Annotated in this window: 12 protein-coding genes; 9 read left to right on the top strand and 3 right to left on the bottom strand. The window is 34.7% G+C overall.

All coding sequences use genetic code 11. From position 1 onward, the window contains the following. The first annotated feature begins 35 nt into the window (after nucleotides 1-35). Entirely contained in the window at nucleotides 36-1,085 is a 1,050-nt protein-coding gene (gene oleD / locus CXF80_RS07010) for a 2-alkyl-3-oxoalkanoate reductase (RefSeq protein ID WP_101032202.1), read from the top strand. Between the two features lie 384 nt (nucleotides 1,086-1,469). After that, on the top strand, nucleotides 1,470-2,654 hold the full coding sequence (gene megL / locus CXF80_RS07005; protein ID WP_101032201.1) for a methionine gamma-lyase: 1,185 nt from the start codon (nucleotides 1,470-1,472) through the stop codon (nucleotides 2,652-2,654). Nucleotides 2,655-2,911: 257 nt separating this feature from the next. Here megL and CXF80_RS20075 read toward each other — a convergent pair whose 3' ends face one another. The 3 genes from CXF80_RS20075 to CXF80_RS06990 are packed head-to-tail and all read right to left on the bottom strand — an operon-like array spanning nucleotide 2,912 to nucleotide 6,099. Beyond that, complete coding sequence (locus CXF80_RS20075) at nucleotides 2,912-3,364, bottom strand: hypothetical protein (RefSeq protein WP_157822194.1); 453 nt, start codon at nucleotides 3,362-3,364, stop codon at nucleotides 2,912-2,914. After that, complete coding sequence (locus CXF80_RS06995) at nucleotides 3,364-5,439, bottom strand: bifunctional diguanylate cyclase/phosphodiesterase (protein ID WP_269801270.1); 2,076 nt, start codon at nucleotides 5,437-5,439, stop codon at nucleotides 3,364-3,366. Before CXF80_RS06995 ends, CXF80_RS20075 begins: the two co-directional genes overlap by 1 nt. Before the next feature lie 42 nt (nucleotides 5,440-5,481). Next, nucleotides 5,482-6,099: a transglutaminase-like cysteine peptidase gene (locus CXF80_RS06990; protein ID WP_101032199.1), complete on the bottom strand. Its 618-nt coding sequence runs from the start codon at nucleotides 6,097-6,099 to the stop codon at nucleotides 5,482-5,484. Nucleotides 6,100-7,646: 1,547 nt separating this feature from the next. Between CXF80_RS06990 and CXF80_RS06985 the strand changes: the two genes are divergently transcribed. The 7 genes from CXF80_RS06985 (at nucleotide 7,647) to CXF80_RS06955 (ending at nucleotide 17,136) form a co-directional block, all read left to right on the top strand. Then, the gene (locus CXF80_RS06985) at nucleotides 7,647-8,813 is read left to right on the top strand and encodes a nucleotide sugar dehydrogenase (protein WP_101032198.1); all 1,167 of its coding nucleotides are present in this window, start codon (nucleotides 7,647-7,649) and stop codon (nucleotides 8,811-8,813) included. Between the two features lie 177 nt (nucleotides 8,814-8,990). After that, a complete protein-coding gene (locus tag CXF80_RS06980) occupies nucleotides 8,991-9,950 on the top strand; it encodes a phosphoribosyltransferase family protein (RefSeq protein ID WP_101032197.1) in 960 nt (319 codons plus the stop codon). 892 nt (nucleotides 9,951-10,842) lie between these two features. Continuing rightward, nucleotides 10,843-12,162, top strand: a complete 1,320-nt coding sequence (locus tag CXF80_RS06975; protein WP_101032196.1) for a lipopolysaccharide biosynthesis protein — start codon at nucleotides 10,843-10,845, stop codon at nucleotides 12,160-12,162. A 347-nt stretch (nucleotides 12,163-12,509) separates the two neighbouring features. After that, entirely contained in the window at nucleotides 12,510-12,722 is a 213-nt protein-coding gene (locus CXF80_RS20750; RefSeq protein WP_157822193.1) for an acyltransferase family protein, read from the top strand. A 714-nt stretch (nucleotides 12,723-13,436) separates the two neighbouring features. Further along, nucleotides 13,437-13,760, top strand: a complete 324-nt coding sequence (locus CXF80_RS06970) for a glycosyltransferase family 2 protein (RefSeq protein ID WP_157822192.1) — start codon at nucleotides 13,437-13,439, stop codon at nucleotides 13,758-13,760. A gap of 2,323 nt (nucleotides 13,761-16,083) precedes the next feature. After that, on the top strand, nucleotides 16,084-16,398 hold the full coding sequence (locus tag CXF80_RS06960) for a hypothetical protein (RefSeq protein WP_157822191.1): 315 nt from the start codon (nucleotides 16,084-16,086) through the stop codon (nucleotides 16,396-16,398). Further along, nucleotides 16,399-17,136, top strand: a complete 738-nt coding sequence (locus tag CXF80_RS06955; RefSeq protein WP_101032192.1) for a WecB/TagA/CpsF family glycosyltransferase — start codon at nucleotides 16,399-16,401, stop codon at nucleotides 17,134-17,136. It begins immediately after the preceding gene. Nucleotides 17,137-17,275 lie beyond the last annotated feature (139 nt).

The following is a 17,275-nucleotide window of genomic DNA, read 5'->3' as shown; positions in this document are numbered from 1 at the left end:
TTAAGTGAGATTAAGGTAATTATAAGGCAATAAAAATGACGCTGACAGATTTACACCCCCTAGAGCAAACCGCACTGAAGCAATTAGCGCTATCGGTCAACAAAGTATTTGTTACCGGTGCCGGCGGCTTTTTAGGTTTTGCTATTTGTCAGCGTTTATTGGCAGCCGGTATTGAGGTCGTTGGCTTTGCCAGAAGCAACTATCCTAAATTGGTCGAACTGGGCGTCGATATGCGTCAAGGCGACATTAGCGACTTTGACAGTGTGAAACAGGCCATGAAGGGATGTGACTTAGTATTCCATGTCGCATCAAAAGCTGGCGTGTGGGGCAGCAAACAAAGTTTTTATTCTCCCAATGTTGATGGCGCGACCAATGTTGTCAAAGCTTGTAAAGCGCTTGATATTCATAACCTTATTTATACCAGCACCCCAAGTGTGACGTTTGCCGGTGCAGATGAAAATGGCATTAACGAATCAGCCCCTTACGCCAGTCAATACCTTAATTATTATGGTGAGTCTAAAGCCATTGCCGAAAAAAATATCCTTGCAGCTAATACTGCTTCGCTTCGAACCACAGCCTTAAGGCCGCATTTAATTTGGGGGCCAAACGATCCACATCTTGTCCCTAGAGTGGTTGAACGTGCCAAAGCGGGGCGCCTAAAGCTGGTGGGATATCAAGATAAACTGGTCGATACCATATATGTCGACAATGCTGCCTACGCCCATATTTTAGCTGCAGTGGATTTAGTGTCCGCGGCTAAGTGCGCAGGTAAAGCCTATTTTTTAAGTAATGATCAGCCTATAACGATGTCAGCTATGCTCAATAAAATCTTAGCCTGTGCCGACTTACCGCCAGTGACTAAGCGAGTACCAGCAGGTGTTGCTTATGCCGCAGGCGTGGTACTTGAAACACTTTACGGCTGGCTCAATATACAGCAAGAACCCATCATGACTCGCTTTGTAGCAAGGCAATTATCGACCAGTCATTACTTTGATATTAGTGCAGCACAACAAGACTTAGGCTATCAAGCGCTTGTGAGTATCGAACAAGGTATGCAAAAGCTGAAGTTATCGCTTTCGCGCTAATTGTGCTGATTAGTTGTTTAAGCTAGCGGTTTGCATTAGTTATTCAAGTTAGCCGTTAACGATTAGGGTTTAAGATAGCGACTTAAGTTAGCAATAGACTTTATCCGCTTTTATTAACTGTCTTTGCTAATGGCTAATATTAACGCCTTAAGTTAATGACTTACCTTAGTCACACGAGTAGATAACACAAAATTTGTCTTCACTACTGTCTCTAAAAAAATGATGTAAACAATTGTTTGTAACATTGTTTTTACATCAACTACTTTAGTTATTTTTTAACAATCACTTGGTTAAATTTTATTCCGCTGTATCTTAAATCCCGACCACCATAAAATCACCCCACAGAGGGTAACAACTCATAACAAGGTGGCGCAGGGAGAAGCAATGCAAGATAACAAGCACAATACATGGAATTTAGCGACCTTAGCCATTCATGGCGGCCATCAGCGTGAAGCCTTTGGCTCACTCACCACACCATTATATCAAACTGCCACATTTGTGTTTGATAACGTAGAACAGGGCGGAGCGCGTTTTGCCGGAGAAGAGCCTGGCTATATTTATACTCGTTTAGGAAACCCGACCACTGCAGAATTAGAGCGTAAAATGGCGCTACTCGAAGGCGCAGAAGATGCGGCCGCAACCGCATCTGGTATGGCAGCCGTATCCAGTGCATTGTTAACTCATTTACATGCAGGCGATCACTTAGTCGCATCAAAAGCGGTATATGGTTGCACTTTTGCCTTAATGACCACCCAATTAACCCGTCTAGGCATTACCAGCACCTTGGTCGATTTTACCGATATTTGTGCAATCGAAGCTGCTATTAAGCCCAATACCAAAGTGATATTTTGCGAAACCCCAGTCAACCCACATCTACAAGTATTCGATATAGCAGCTATAGCCAAAGTCGCTAAAGCTCATAAGCTAGTTTCAATCGTCGATAACACCTTTATGACGCCCCTATTGCAGCAACCGCTGGCAATGGGTATCGATATGGTGATCCACAGTGCCACCAAGTATCTTAATGGCCACGGCGACGTGATTGCAGGTATTGTGTGCGGCAATGCAGAGCAGATGCACAGGTTAAAATATGAAATATTAAAAGACTTTGGTGGGGTTATATCCCCACATGATGCTTGGCTTATTTTACGCGGCTTAAAAACCTTAGATGTCCGCTTAGCACGCCACTGCGACAATGCCGAAGTGTTAGCTGAATATTTAGATAAACATCCAAAATTTAGCCAAGTGTTTTACCCAGGTTTAGAACACCATCAAGGCCATCGTTTCATCGGCAATCAAATGAAACGCGCCGGTGGGGTCATCGCATTTGAGCTAACCGGTGATAAGCAAGACGCAATCAACTTCGTTAATCGTCTCAAGCTATTTACGATAGCGGTCAGTCTTGGTGACGCCGAATCACTTATTCAGCATCCCGCTTCAATGACCCACTCACCTTACAGCCCAGAAGCCAGATTCGCCGCAGGCATCACCGACAATCTATTACGGATCTCTGTAGGATTAGAAAATGTACAAGATCTGATTGCAGATATTGAACAAGCGTTAGAGTGAAGACGGGCAGTCATAGCTGAAGATCTTTGAAGAACGATTGCAAGCGATTAAAGCCTAGAAACTAGGGCGGACTTCGTCCGGCTAGATCGCTGCGCTGCTATAACAGCGGGATCCGTCCTGGTAACGTTTTTGAGCTGGGACTTCAGCTCTTGTGGATGACGAATTATAGACATAAAAAAACAGTGCGTTTAGCACTGTTTTTTTGAGCTTACAGTCACGAGTTTTTATTGTTCATTTAACGGTAAGAAGACTAAATATTAGTTACTAGAGATTGTTCCAGCACCGCCGCCTGAACCACCACCAAAGCCTGGACCCGCTGGCGCAGGTGCAGCACCAAATCCACCACCACCTGCAGTTTGAGTATCTTCAACTGCTTCAGATACAATGGCAGGGTCAACACCGTTGGCAAGTGCAATGGCAAGGATCTCGTCTGGGCTCATGCCAGTCGTCGCCGCCGCTTTCAATGCCTGTTTAATTAGCGCTACATCGCCGTTAGCGGCTTGAATTGCAGTCGCTAATTGCTGTGCTTGCGCTGATATGGGTGCATTTTGTGTGCTTGCAGTCAAGGTGTCTTTAGCCTTTTCACCTGCCATCAACGTCTCTTCAGCTATTGCACTTGCAGACAAGGTGTCTTTAGCGATTGCACCTGCAGATATACCTGTCGTCAATAATGCTGACATTAATAAAATGGGTAATTTATTCTTATTCATTATTCTGCCTCGTTGTCTAGTGAATTGCTAAAGTCGTTTAGATGCAAAGTGCACGTCCAATTCTGGGGTGTATTAGCAGGAATGATTGTACTCAAATTTTGTACAGCATACAATCCATTGCCTTGTAGGCCATCGATGTTCATCAGGGTAAAATAAGCACCTATAGTGGCTGATTCAACCTGTGGTGCAATGATTTTTATGCCAATACCATGACAAATCTGGGTCAAGGTTTGTACAAAGAAACGTGTGTCAGCTTCGGCAATATCGTGAACGTAGCTAGCATCAATCTTAACAAAATCAATGTCTAAGTTACGAATGTAACAAAATGAACTTAAATTTGAGCCAAAGCGTTCGATAACAATATCAATATTTGATTGTTTTGCTCGGCGAATAAACAATTCTGTTGAGGCTAAAGAAAGCATTGCCGCAGATTCATTAAATTCATACAAAAGTGGTGGAAGGGTTTTATGCAATTTCTGGTATAAATCAAATAACCAGTCGGTAAATACCGGGTTATGCATTGCACGCTTACTAATATTGATCGCCACTTGGGTATGCTCTATATGTTGTAATTTGTAAAAAATGAAACAAATGACAGCTTGCTCAAGCTCTTGTATCACCCCCAGCCGTTCTGCCATCGCAAATACATCTAACGTCGACAGGTTTTCACCTTTTACTTTGAAGCGAACAAACGATTCAACATACAAAATCGTCTGTTTACTATCCACCACAGGTTGTAGCATTAAGTCAAAAATCTTATCAAACGGAATACATTTAATGGAAAAGTCTTTTGGATCACAGTGACTAATTTCGTTTTTAAAGTATTCAGTGAACTGCGTTAAAATAGATACCCACTCTTCGCGAGAATGATTTTTATATATTGACTCAGGGTCTACTAACCCGTTTACGGCTTCAGAATACTGATTTTGCACCAATTGATTATCTAATCGCTTAACTGCATCCGTAAACGACTCATGGTGATTAACTCGGGTGAGAGCGTGCTTAGCAAAGCCACTTTTAAAATATTCTCCATTCTCAATAGTTAATGAGTTAGCAAATTGGGTGTCGATTACCTTCACCGATTCTTCAGTTAACAATGATATAAAGGCAAATTCAGATCCAGAGATACGATACAACTGCGATTCATGCATTTGTTCAATTTGCTTACTTAGTACAGTAGCACCTTGTAAAATGTATTCATCGCCACAGCCGTAGCCTTCTTTGTCATTAATGACTTGTAATGATGTCATCGACACCAAACCTAAATAAAAACGATCCCCATGCCGTTCATACTCAGCCTGAATAGACTCAAACTTTTTCAATAATGCTCGACGATTAGGTAAGCCTGTGTGTGGGTCGATATACACTTCTTTAGACAAGGTTTCAGCCAATTGAGTTTGCTCGTTAAATGATCGTTGAATGTTTTCAACCATGCGGTTAATTGCATTAACAACAGTACGTAATTCAGAGGTAAAAGGGCGTACAGTATTCAAGCTAAAACGTTTTTGAATAACCGACTCAGCTTGTTGAACAATACTGCTCAAGGGGGTTAACACTGCTTTTAAAATAAAATATACCAACATTAATGCAACTAACAGTTGCACTAGTGTCACGTTAAATGTGCTAACCGCATGATCCCAAAGTGCATAATACGATGTACCCGCATGTGACTGTACTTCTAGTATGCCAGCAATGCGCCAACCATCACTGACTTCACTGGTCATCACTGGAGGATGCAGGGTAAACCCGCTAATAAACCAATCAGGCACAGCGAAGTTACTTTCAGGGTTGACCCGCTCAAACTGTTTTACCCCGTCAATATTAGTAAAGGAAATATGTTGATAATAACCCGAATCAAAAATGGCGTTGGTCATGGTTTGAGCCATCACCAAGCCTTCTTCATCCATATAAGGTGACATAGACAACCCTAAACTGTGTGCAGCCCCTTGCGCATGGGAACTCAGTTGCTCATTTAAATAACTGCGCATATTCGACACATTGTGATATATCGCTGTGCTAAAACTAAATATAGACAAACAGCCTATGAGTAGATATAGCTGTAACCTTAAAGACATCCCTTGTTTAAACATGGCTCACTCCGGTTCCTTTTGTTCAGTTTATTCGCCGTTTTCAATTCGATTGACTAAATCAGTCCAATTTTTTGTCCCGCCGCTGGTGGGCTTGGTTGTACTAAGACCTTGCGCCTTTGCTAACCATAATCCTTGGCCATTAAATGAATATACAGGTTTTAAATCTCGGCGTTGATCGGCAGGTAAAATGGTAGTTTTTAAATTATCTAGCACCAAAGGCATCGCCTTAGGGTTTTCAAAATAAATCAGCACCATATGGGGTTCGTTAATCAATAGTGCTCTTACATACCTCAAGCGCAATTTATTTTCATCCACACCCATGGCCTTTAAGGTAAAATATTTAAAAATAGCAAAGTCTTCACAATCACCACCTTTAGTCCCTAATGATTCAAGCGGGGTAGCCCAATAATCACTTTTATGCCAATGGTCACTGTCACTCACAAAACGGATCCGCCGATTAGCAAACTGGTTGGCTAAATGCAAGCGCTCATAATCACCTAACGTACTGCCTTTATTAATAGTGTCACGCCAGTCACTAAAGTCCTCAACGCTGTCCGAACTATAGCGCTGCTCGATAAGTTTAAAAAAATCCTCAGTAAATAAATCATCCGTTATTGTGGCAATGCAGACAGCCGAAGATACCACTGAGATTAGAAGCCAATGGCGGTATCTATCGATGCAACACAACACGAATTTAATACGCAATTCCCACTGCAGTTTATGGTTAGTTATTACAGGGTGATGTTAGCAAAATAATGTAAATCAGAAATATCATAAGTCAGTTTTTGCATAAACGACAATGCAATGATGATGAAATTTCAAAACGAGTGCATAAAGGCTCAACATTAATAGCAGGCATACTTCGAAAGTACGACAAAAAAACGCCGTTCTAAATAACGACCTAGTTTACTCATTAAAAGGATTGAATTTTGATGGTGTCAATATAATGGCACGCTTATTGTTATGTAATAGATATAGAAACGTGTTTTTAAGGTTTATAAATTAGTGTTACGAGCATTCGCCACAAAACGATTGATTGAAAGGAATCGTGGGGAAGGTTTCAGTGTTAAGTGTTAGATTTTATATGTTTTTTGTTTTTAATTAAAACAGTAGCTTAATTTTTTAGATGGTCTTGTTATGTTGCTATCCATTAACTAGGTGCCATTCTGTATGGTTAAATTAATGTTTATATTAGGCACAAAAACAGTGCGTGTTGCTTATCTAAGCTACATGCTGGTGCAAAAAAAATCACAATAACAAATATTAAAAAGAACTTTCGACTGATTGATAAATTTTCGAATTAATGAACGGAGTCATTTGAATAACATACTCCAAGTACAACTACGACTAAAGAAGTAAGTTGATATTGTTTGATTTTATATGTAATAAAAAAGTGCCAGAATAATAACTAAACGTTAATAACCGTCAAAAAAAAGTCATCAAGTTAACGTATAAACTATAGTTAATACTAGATGAAACCATATTGACGGAAGAAATATCGACGTAAAACAGAAAGTAGAAATGGAAATTTTAAACAAGGCATGACGCAAATGATAACTGTGTTGAAGCCAATCATCAGATGAGTTGTTTCGATAGTTTACTGATGTGATCTCATATCATTATTGTTTCGCTGCATCCCACTACATCACTTTAGGTGTCATACGTGTTGTTAATTCACCTAAAAATGGTTGTTGGTGGCTGATTTTATTTAGGTATCGATAATGCCTAAAACTCACCATCAACTATATTGTGTAGACAGCACATGAAAAGGATTCATTTTACTTTTTCGTTGTTAAAGATAAAAACAATATAATCAACACCTTAAAAGGTGTCACAGCAATCTGGAAGCTGCAATCTAGTGGCGGTAGCGTGTCTTTTTTTACTGTCCGTTAAAATCTTACGCCGTCATCTTCACATGTTTTTCGTTGAAGACTTTGTTGTCATTTTATTCAAAGGGCGATTCAGGATTAACAATATTATCGGAACAACAAATTAGAAGCTCCAATGGATTGATAAAATAGCAGGAGCCGGTTTTACTCTTCGCTGTCATCTTTAAATATTTATGTTAGCGACCTCAGCTCTAAATGTTTGCCTTTGACTATTAACGAGATTCATAAGTGCATGTACTTAACAATATGCTCTGGATGTTTCGAATAAAAAAGATATTTAAGATCAACAGGATGTTTGTCTATATGAAAATTGCAATCGCAGGTACTGGTTACGTAGGCTTATCAAATGCCATGCTTCTGGCGCAACATAATGAGGTAGTAGCTGTCGATATCGTTAAAGAAAAAATTAACCAACTTAATGATAAAATATCACCGATTGTCGACACAGAAATAGAAGACTTTTTAGCTAACAAAAAGCTTAACTTTACGGCAACGCAAGACAAAGTCACTGCTTATCAACAAGCAGATTTTATCATCATTGCCACACCTACTGATTACGACCCTGTGGCGAACTATTTTAATACATCGTCAGTTGAATCTGTGATTAAAGATATCATTAGCATTAACCCGAATGCCATAATGGTGATCAAATCTACTGTTCCTGTAGGTTATACCGAACGGATTAAGCAAGAGTTTGCATCCAATAACATTATGTTCTCGCCTGAGTTCCTAAGAGAAGGTAAGGCACTACACGACAATTTGTATCCATCACGTATCATTGTGGGTGAGCAAAGCGAGCGCGCGCGAATTTTTGCTAACTTACTGTTGCAAGGTGCAATTAAAAAAGATGTTCAAGTTTTATTTACCCACTCAAGTGAAGCCGAAGCGGTGAAACTTTTTTCTAATACTTATCTCGCATTGCGTGTTGCATACTTTAATGAGTTAGACACTTATGCGGAGTCACGTTGCCTGGACAGTAAACAAATTATCGATGGTGTGTGCTTAGACCCACGGATTGGTAATCACTATAACAACCCTTCTTTTGGTTATGGTGGCTATTGCTTACCTAAAGACACCAAGCAACTTAGAGCAAATTATTCAGATGTCCCCAACAATCTTATTGGCGCAATCGTCGACGCCAATACTACCCGTAAAGACTTTATTGCCGAGTCAATTTTAAAGCGTAATCCTAAAAAAGTGGGTATTTATCGTTTAATAATGAAGTCAGGATCAGACAACTTCAGGGCTTCAAGTATTCAAGGGGTAATGAAGCGCATTAAAGCCAAAGGTGTTGAAGTTATAATTTACGAACCCGTATTAGTGCAAGATGAATTCTATCATTCGACAGTCTATCGTGATCTCGAACAGTTTAAAGCAGATGCGGATGTGATTGTATCTAATAGAGCTGCAGATGAGCTAAGTGATGTAGCCGATAAAGTGTATACCAGAGACCTGTTTGGGAATGATTGAAATTATATCGGATAAATATATGATTAATTGGCACGTGCAGTGTTAATGTCAGCTTTGTAAATCAATAGGTTCTACTCGGATTTTAAATTATCTTGTAAAGTCAAAATAATATATTGATCGATAAGTATTTAGCATAATTAAATAAAATTTGACTTTGTTTTGATTGTTGAGGGATTAATGAAATATAAATCATATAGTGATTTAAGTAGAGATATTAGTGATAATATTTACAAGATAAACACTCAAAATTTTGATTTGATTGTTGGTATTCCAAGGAGTGGAATGGTTCCATCTTATATGGTTTCATTGCTACTTAATGTTAATTGTATAGATCTACCTGCATTTATTAGAAATGAAAAGCTTTGCAAGGGTATAACTCGTGATGTAGGGACAGACATCGTAAATTCACATGATGCAAAAAATATTTTACTTATTGATGATAGTATTTTGTCTGGAAATTCAATGTTGAATTCTTTAAAACAAATTCCAACGAAATTTCAAGGGTTGATAACTACTGCCGCGGTATATTCTAGCCATAAAAACCATGAAAATGTAGATATTGTTCTTACTGAGGTTGAGCCTCCTCGTGTTTTTGAATGGAATATTTATCACCATCCAGTAGTTTCTAATTCGTGTTTTGATATTGATGGTGTACTTTGTTATGACCCATCAAATGAAGAAAATGATGATGGTGATAAATATGTGCAATTTTTATGTAATGCAAAGCCACGATTTATTCCTACTGAGAAAATTGATTATCTAGTAACTAATAGATTAGAAAAGTATCGTACACAAACAGAGGTGTGGTTATCTAAAAATGGTGTTAAATTTAATAATTTGATTATGTTAGATTTACCAGGAAAAGAAGATCGGCTAGCTCAACCGGATTATTATTCGCATAAAGCTAATTTCTATAAAAGTAGTGATTCTTCTCTTTTTGTAGAGAGCGATATCAATCAAGCAATTGAAATTGCAAATCGTTCTAATAAGTTTGTTTTTTGTGTGGACGAGAATATTATGATATCCCCTGGAGGTTTGAGTCGGTTTAAAAATAAAAGTTACTTATTTTCTAAAGTTAGATACAAACTTTCAAAAATACAGGTGCTACGTACATTGTATAATTCATTTAAGTTCTAAAATACGATTAAAATAAAAAATAAATATTTTAGTAAATTCTCACTCTATAATGAGTACATAACTGCGATACTCATTATAGATGTTTAGCGTCATCCAATTGCCGAGAAAGAGGTTTTTAACTAAAGTTAAATAGTCTTACTGTTATATTTATAATGTGAACACGGTAAGTTATTCTGGCAGTACAGCCCCGATAATACACACCGTATTACAAAGGCTAAAATAAACAAGCTGCCAGGACAACATATCGTCCAAATATTTCGCGATTAAACATGATTGGAGGCTAGAGCTGTTATCTAACGGCTGATGGTGATCAGTGGATTTATAGGCTATATCAATAGATAATTTCCAAGTAGGCAAAATTTACCGCTGTTTATCACAATGAAATAGTCTCCAGATGCCGTCATTAGCCATCGATACGAGAGAATATTTTGGCTACTTTTGAAATAGCGATTTTTATAGTATAAGGTGATTTTTTTTACTTTCAGGAAAGTCAATATTAGTCTTCACAATATGTTATGAAAGCAATGAGTAGAATGTCGAGCCGTATAAATACCTCAATCATATTAACAGAATTGACAATGATTCGAGTTAAACAAGTATGAAAAAATGGTTAATGCGGTATACAAAAGTGAACTCAACATGCCCTTATAGCTAACGGACGTAATTTACAAATGAAAATGTTAATGGGTTATTGCTGTAAGCTATAAAAAACACATGTTTTCACTTGGTCAATTAGCAAATAATTATACAACACAGAATTGAACTGAATATCGAACTAATAAGTTTTAATTTTAAGCTGCAAGTCTATTATGTTGTCAACTCGCTATTTAATTGAGATTGTTAGCTACTTATTATTTGAATTTTGTTCTTGAAAATAACAAAAGAGTAATAAATGCCTGAGGTTACGATAGATAAAAAGTTAATAAAATCAATATTACATAGTATGACGGGGAGATATTTGGTTTATGCTGTACAGTTATTATCGATGATGATATTAGCTAGAATGTTCAGCCCTGAAACGTTTGGTATATTTGCTATTATTCAAGTGTTTTCAGTATTTTTTGCTTTAGTCAGTGAGATGGGTTTTGGGCCTGCATTGGTTAATGAAGCTAAAATTCCAAAAGAAATGCGTGATGGTATATACAGCTTTACTTGGATTTTAGGTGTTTTTGTGTCGATATTATTTTTTGCGGCATCACCATTGATTTCATGGTTTTATAATAATGAAATATATCAGTATTTAGTTATTCCTGTCGCAATAAGTATTATCTTTAATACAGCTATTATTGTTCCTTTAGCATCATTCAATCGCGATAAAAAATTTATATCTATAGCTAGATGTGAAGCTATAGCTGAAGTGATTTCAATTGTTGTCGTATTGGTATCACTGTATTATTTAGAGCCTATATGGGCATTGTCATTAAAACCTTTAACAGTAGCATTTATAAAGTATATCTTAGTCGTTCTAGGTTCAAAAAATACAGAAATAGGTATGCCGTGGTTTGGTAAAGAGTTATCGCATACATACAAAATACTAGCTTTTTCAAAACATCAGGCGGGATTTAATTTCTTAAATTATTTTTCAAGAAATTTAGATAATATTCTAGTTGGTAAGTATTTAGGAACAGTTAGCTTAGGTATTTATGATAAAGCTTATCAATTAATGCGTTATCCTTTGTTGTTGCTCACATTTGCTATGTCACCTGCAATACAGCCTGTTATGATGGAGTTGAAAAATGATCTTTATAAATTTGAAACGCTTCACAATAAATTCATAATTGTTATTTCAATAATAGGGTTGTTCGTCGGTGTTGTTATTTGTTTTTTATCTGAAGAAATAGTTTATATTTTGCTTGGTGAGCAGTGGTATGGAGTAACTCCATTATTAGAAATATTATCCGTATCAATTCCAATTCAAATAGTTATGAGTACTAGTGGCGGTTTCTATCAAGCAGCAGGTAGAACTGATTTGATGCTTAAATGTGGGTTATTTGCTTTTTGTACAAATGTAACTGGGATAGTCATTGGTGTTTTGATGAACGATTTAGAATTGCTAAGCTGGGCAATCGTATTTAGTTCATTCGTAAATTATATACAATGTTATTATATTATGGGTAAATATTTGCTGCCATCAGGAGCTTGGCACACTTTAAAAAGAATATTAACCACACTCATAGGTGTTGCTTTAATGTTTTTTATGGTTGTTAAGTAGGATTATTTACTTATTATCCTTAAATTGTTATTAATAATTTTCATCCATACTCATAGTATTTAAAATATTAAAATAAGTAATTAATTAGAATAATTGCAAGTGCTAACCTGTATTTTGTGAAAATATTTTACTATTAAGCAGTAAAATTGTGAATGGTTGTCATTGAGTTATAAATTGTTAATTGTTAATTATTTGCTAGGTGATGTCTTTCTTCTATTAGAAAGTGGCGACTAACTTGAGTTTTTAATGAACGTAAATAATGTCATTAATGTTTAAAGCTTAATTTAGTTTATAGGGTGGTTTATATTTTAATTAAATTAAGGTTAGTGTGTGATAGATAATAGAAAATGCAAATAGATACACTAAGAGGTATAGCATGTATATTATTAGTCAGCTATCATGTTATTGGTTCAACACCGATGCAAGGAATGAAAATAAGTACAGGTTTACTCAGAGAAATTAATGATTTATTTGTTTATATTCGAATGCCTTTGTTTGCTTTTATATCTGGGGTTTTATATGGTTTTCGGCCAATAAAGTCTGATTATTTTGTTTTATAAAAAGAAAACCAGCAGACTGCTTTATCCTCTTTTGACAGTTGGAACGCTATTTGCGCTTTTACAGTATTACATTCAGGGGACAAACGGTGGTGATATTGATTTAAAATTTATTCATATCATTCCAGTAGGCCATTATTGGTTCTTAGAAGCAATATTCTTAGTTTTGTTTTGTAGTTTTATTGGAGTATTATAAGGCTTTTGATAACTTCTTTATATCATGTTTTTAATCTTAATTTGCATATCAATTTACTTGTATGGCATTGAGGTTAATTACTTTTCACTTTCAGGGTTTGTTTATTTATTGCCATTTTTTATGGAATGATGACTACACGATATCAATCTTTTAGTCATAAATTGTATTTGTTATTATTGGTTGTTTCATTTGTATTTATATTTAAAATCTTTATTGATTTCGATGGTAGAGCTGAGACAATTCTTGTAGGTTTTATGTCATGTATTTTTCTTTTTACTAAAGTTAAGAGTTAGAATACTTGCATATATTGGTTTGTATTCATTTTCTATTTATCTTTTTCATGTTTTTACAGCTTCATCACGTATTATTTTAAATAAAATAGGTTTTTGATATGGAAATAATATTCCTTATTGGACTTGTGTTAGGTGTTTTAGGTCCGATTGTTACTGATAAAATATTTAGTAGTAATACTCACGTTAAATATTTTGTATTGGGAAAGTAAAATTTATTTCAAGGTGGTTTTGAACAAATTAACAGTTGTAATACCCACATATGGAAGAGCTGATAAGATTTTACAATCAATATACTCTTGTATGCATCCAAGAATATTTATTGTCGTTATTGATGATAATGGTCTAAATACTACTAACCAAATTGTAACCAAGAAATTAATTGATAGTATTTCTTCTGAATTTTCAAATAACTTACTTTATTACGCATTAGAGGTAAACTCAGGTGCTTGTATAGCTCGTAATAAAGGGATTGAAATTGCTAATACATCAGTTGTTACTTTTCTTGATGACGATGATATGCTTTTAATTGAAGAAACTTTAGATAAAGCTTGATTTTTACTCAGCAGACTGAATGTGACGTCTGTTGTAGCGATATGTTCTCTAAATTTAATGGTAAAATTATCAGTTAGACTTCTGTCAATTTAGAGGCGTGACATCATATGATTTACTTGAAGATGGAAATTGTTACACGCCGATGGTCATGGCAAGAAAAGAAGCTTTTTGTTGCTTATAGGCGGATTTGATAATTGTAAAAATATCAAGATCAATGCTAATACTTAAAATCCCTTAAATGACTTAAATGTATTTTATTTTAACAAACCTACGTTCATACACGTAGATCACGATGAATACAGGATTTCTAATAAAACTTGTTCTTATCAGACCGTTAAAGCTTTAGATTTGAATATGAATATCAATTACTGGAAAATCTTGAATTAGAAAGAGATGACTACGCTAGGTTGAAAAGTATTATTACAGATAGGAAGAGCTTATTATGTTTTATTATATTGTAATGCCAAGGTTAAATACTTTTATAAAAGGTTTATAGGCACTAAACGTTTGTTTTACTCGATTAACAAAGATGAGAGTAGTCTATTCGTTACTTTTAAATCATTTCTTTATGCCTTAAGAACTATTGATGGCTTACCTTTTATTATAAAAGAGTGGCTTATAGGTTAAAGGGTAAAAGTTAAGTGAGCAATTTATCACATAATAATTATTTTGAACTCGCTAATTTTAATGATGATATTAGTAATTTTAATTTGTATCTTTTTATATATTTATATTTTTATTCTCTTTTTGTTACACCCTTTTATCTTTTATGTTTTTGTACTTTTTAGTTGTTTATACAAATGACTATAAATTTTAAAACAATTCCATTTCTCTCACTTTATTTTTATTGTTATAAATTTTAACAGAGATTTTTCATATTGGTAACGATTTGCTTGGTATTACTCTTACTTTAAAAACTTTGCTGATTACCAATTAGGATTTACTAGTGCTTTTGAGGATGATCTAGCAAATATTTCTCTAAAACCTACCGAACCCTTCTATCATTTATTGGTATATATCGAGCAAGCTTACTAATGGTTATTATCCATTTTATATTTTTGGGTCCATTGCTTTATTTACCTAATACCACTTTGTCATTATACAAATTTGCAAAATTGAACGAGTTTCGGTTTTGATTTGTTTTCATTAGTTTTATTTCAAATGTTAGTTTTTATGACTTTGGTAATGCATATAATTTAATTCGGCAGCAAGTAGCTAGTTCGTTTATAGTTTTATCATTTTATTTTATGTATATAAAAACCAAAGCTTTGTTTCTTATTTGCAGTCGTTTCAGTGTTAACTCATAATTCAACGGTATTAATTGTCGCCATAATATTTTGTTTTGTCTATATAATCTAAATTATATTTCATACAAATTAGTTTTTGTTTACCAGTATTTTATCATTTATTTATGTATTAGCATATTTTAGCCTAAGTGGTAATTATGAGGAATTAGAAGACCAGTCTCGAGGGGCTATAGTTAAGTTAATTGACTTTTCCCTTTTACTTGGAGTGCAATAGTTGTTTTCTTTATGATTCTAAACATAGAATATATACAGATTCTTATTGTTATTCTTTGTCGCCTTACTTTTTCGCACGCGAGTTTATTTCTACCATTAAGGTTCTTGACGTTTTACGACTCTTTTAAATGGTTGGTTTATTTTATTTTGCTTAATTTTATTAGTTCAAAGCTGTCAGCTTATCGATATTCAGATTTTTATTTTTATTGTTTCTTTCGCCCTATCATTTTGTATTTTAATCTAAAACTTACTTATACGTCTTATTCTTACTATGGTAAGTTTATGGATTTTGTTTTTGACTCTCCAGCTTTTATTTAGGTATTAATTTATGAGAATTTTGCTATTAACTACATGCATATACAATGAAGATAATTATTCAGATTTTATGAGATTAACTAATAGTTTGTTTTCGCAAAATAATGAAGTGACCTTCGTCCACGGAGTTCTATTTCAGGATTTTCACCTAGAGAATAAGTTGATTCTTAGTAGTTCAACCACTTATTTATCTAAGTACTATTATAGCAAAAATAATTTCATTATCAAAGGCCAGAAATTTTTGATAAACCAATTTTATAATGAATTAGATGATTATGATTATATTTCTTTTCCTGATGACGACTGTTGGTACCCAACCGAGTTTTGGGGCTGGTTCGATAAGTTAATAAAGAATGATGATGTACAGTTGTTTTATACAAAGTTTTGCTCAGACCCTGTAGATATTCCACATTCAACAGAGAACCATAGTACTTATAAATTAGTTAAAAATGCTTCTTCAAACACAACTATATAAAAGTGATATTGTGATGAAACTGAAGTTATTTAATGAGAGTTTCGGTGTTGGCAGTATTAATAATGGTGGGGAAGATACTGATTTCGCTATAAGAGCGATGCTTTTATCTAAAAATATTTTATTTAGCAACTCTGATTCAATTGGGCATAGAGATCCTGTCGCTGAGTTTAAGTATAGATATTACAAAGGTTCCTTCGGTGTTCTGAAAAATCATTGTTTACGTTCGGTTTCGTTATTTTTAATTACATTAAGAAAAGTTTTAGTTGGTTTTGTTTTCTTATTATTTGGGAAAATAAAAATGTCTGATTTTTTCGTTGGGAAAAGTTAAATGGAATCTTTAACTAAGGTAAGTTTTTTAGGTGTTAATTTTAATAGGTTTTCTATTGAAAGTTTGACTGCTCTTATTTTAAACTTCAATGAAAAATACGTTACAGTAGTCACTCCTAATGTTGACCATGTAGTCAGGTTAAATTCAAATTCTGATTTTAAAAAAGTATATGAACAGGCCGATATAACGGTAAATGATAGCAGAGTTCTAAATTTGTTATCTAAAGTTGCACGTGTTGATATTGGTAATGTGATACCAGGGAGTGATCTAACTAAAAGGATAGTAGAAAGTATATCAAGTAAAGAATATCCCATAACGGTTATTGGTTGTTCCGATGAAACAATCAGATTTGTTACTGACAAGTATAGATTGGCTTCAGTGAATCATTATAATCCACCTATGGGTTTTATTGATAATGACGACGAAGTTGATATATGTGTTAATTTTGTTTTAGATAATCCGGCAAAATTAATTTTTATTTGTGTAGGGTCTCCTAGACAAGAAATATTATCTACTAAATTAAAAGAATCAGGTGCTACTGGTGTGGCTTTATGTGTTGGTGCATCTTTTTTGTTTTTAAGTGGTGAAGAAAAACGAGCACCTGTTTTTCTGCAAAACTTATCTTTAGAGTGGCTTTATAGGTTATCCCAGTCTCCGAAAAGATTGTTTAAACGTTATATTATTGACGGCGTAAAAATATTTCCAATTTTTGTAAGCTATATAAAAAATAAAAATTAGCTTCTGAGTTGTACTTGATACATAGATGATTTGATAATCTAATGTAATTTTGTTGGATTTTGTGTGGCTATGTTAACTTTGCATTATTGTTAGGGTTGTTTTTACATAAGTGATATTCACTTCGTTACATGATTTTATT

The sequence above is a fragment of the Shewanella sp. Actino-trap-3 genome, from assembly GCF_002836275.1.
In the GTDB taxonomy this organism is placed as follows: domain Bacteria; phylum Pseudomonadota; class Gammaproteobacteria; order Enterobacterales; family Shewanellaceae; genus Shewanella; species Shewanella psychromarinicola.
This window is presented reverse-complemented; position numbering and strand designations above follow the sequence as displayed.

Coding starts and splice junctions, on each gene's coding strand:
- oleD (WP_101032202.1), top strand. CDS start 36: ATGACGCTGACAGATTTACACCCCCTAGAGCAAACCGCACTGAAGCAA.
- megL (WP_101032201.1), top strand. CDS start 1,470: ATGCAAGATAACAAGCACAATACATGGAATTTAGCGACCTTAGCCATT.
- CXF80_RS20075 (WP_157822194.1), bottom strand. CDS start 3,364: ATGAATAAGAATAAATTACCCATTTTATTAATGTCAGCATTATTGACG.
- CXF80_RS06995 (WP_269801270.1), bottom strand. CDS start 5,439: ATGTCTTTAAGGTTACAGCTATATCTACTCATAGGCTGTTTGTCTATA.
- CXF80_RS06985 (WP_101032198.1), top strand. CDS start 7,647: ATGAAAATTGCAATCGCAGGTACTGGTTACGTAGGCTTATCAAATGCC.
- CXF80_RS06980 (WP_101032197.1), top strand. CDS start 8,991: ATGAAATATAAATCATATAGTGATTTAAGTAGAGATATTAGTGATAAT.
- CXF80_RS06975 (WP_101032196.1), top strand. CDS start 10,843: ATGCCTGAGGTTACGATAGATAAAAAGTTAATAAAATCAATATTACAT.
- CXF80_RS20750 (WP_157822193.1), top strand. CDS start 12,510: ATGCAAATAGATACACTAAGAGGTATAGCATGTATATTATTAGTCAGC.
- CXF80_RS06960 (WP_157822191.1), top strand. CDS start 16,084: ATGAAACTGAAGTTATTTAATGAGAGTTTCGGTGTTGGCAGTATTAAT.
- CXF80_RS06955 (WP_101032192.1), top strand. CDS start 16,399: ATGGAATCTTTAACTAAGGTAAGTTTTTTAGGTGTTAATTTTAATAGG.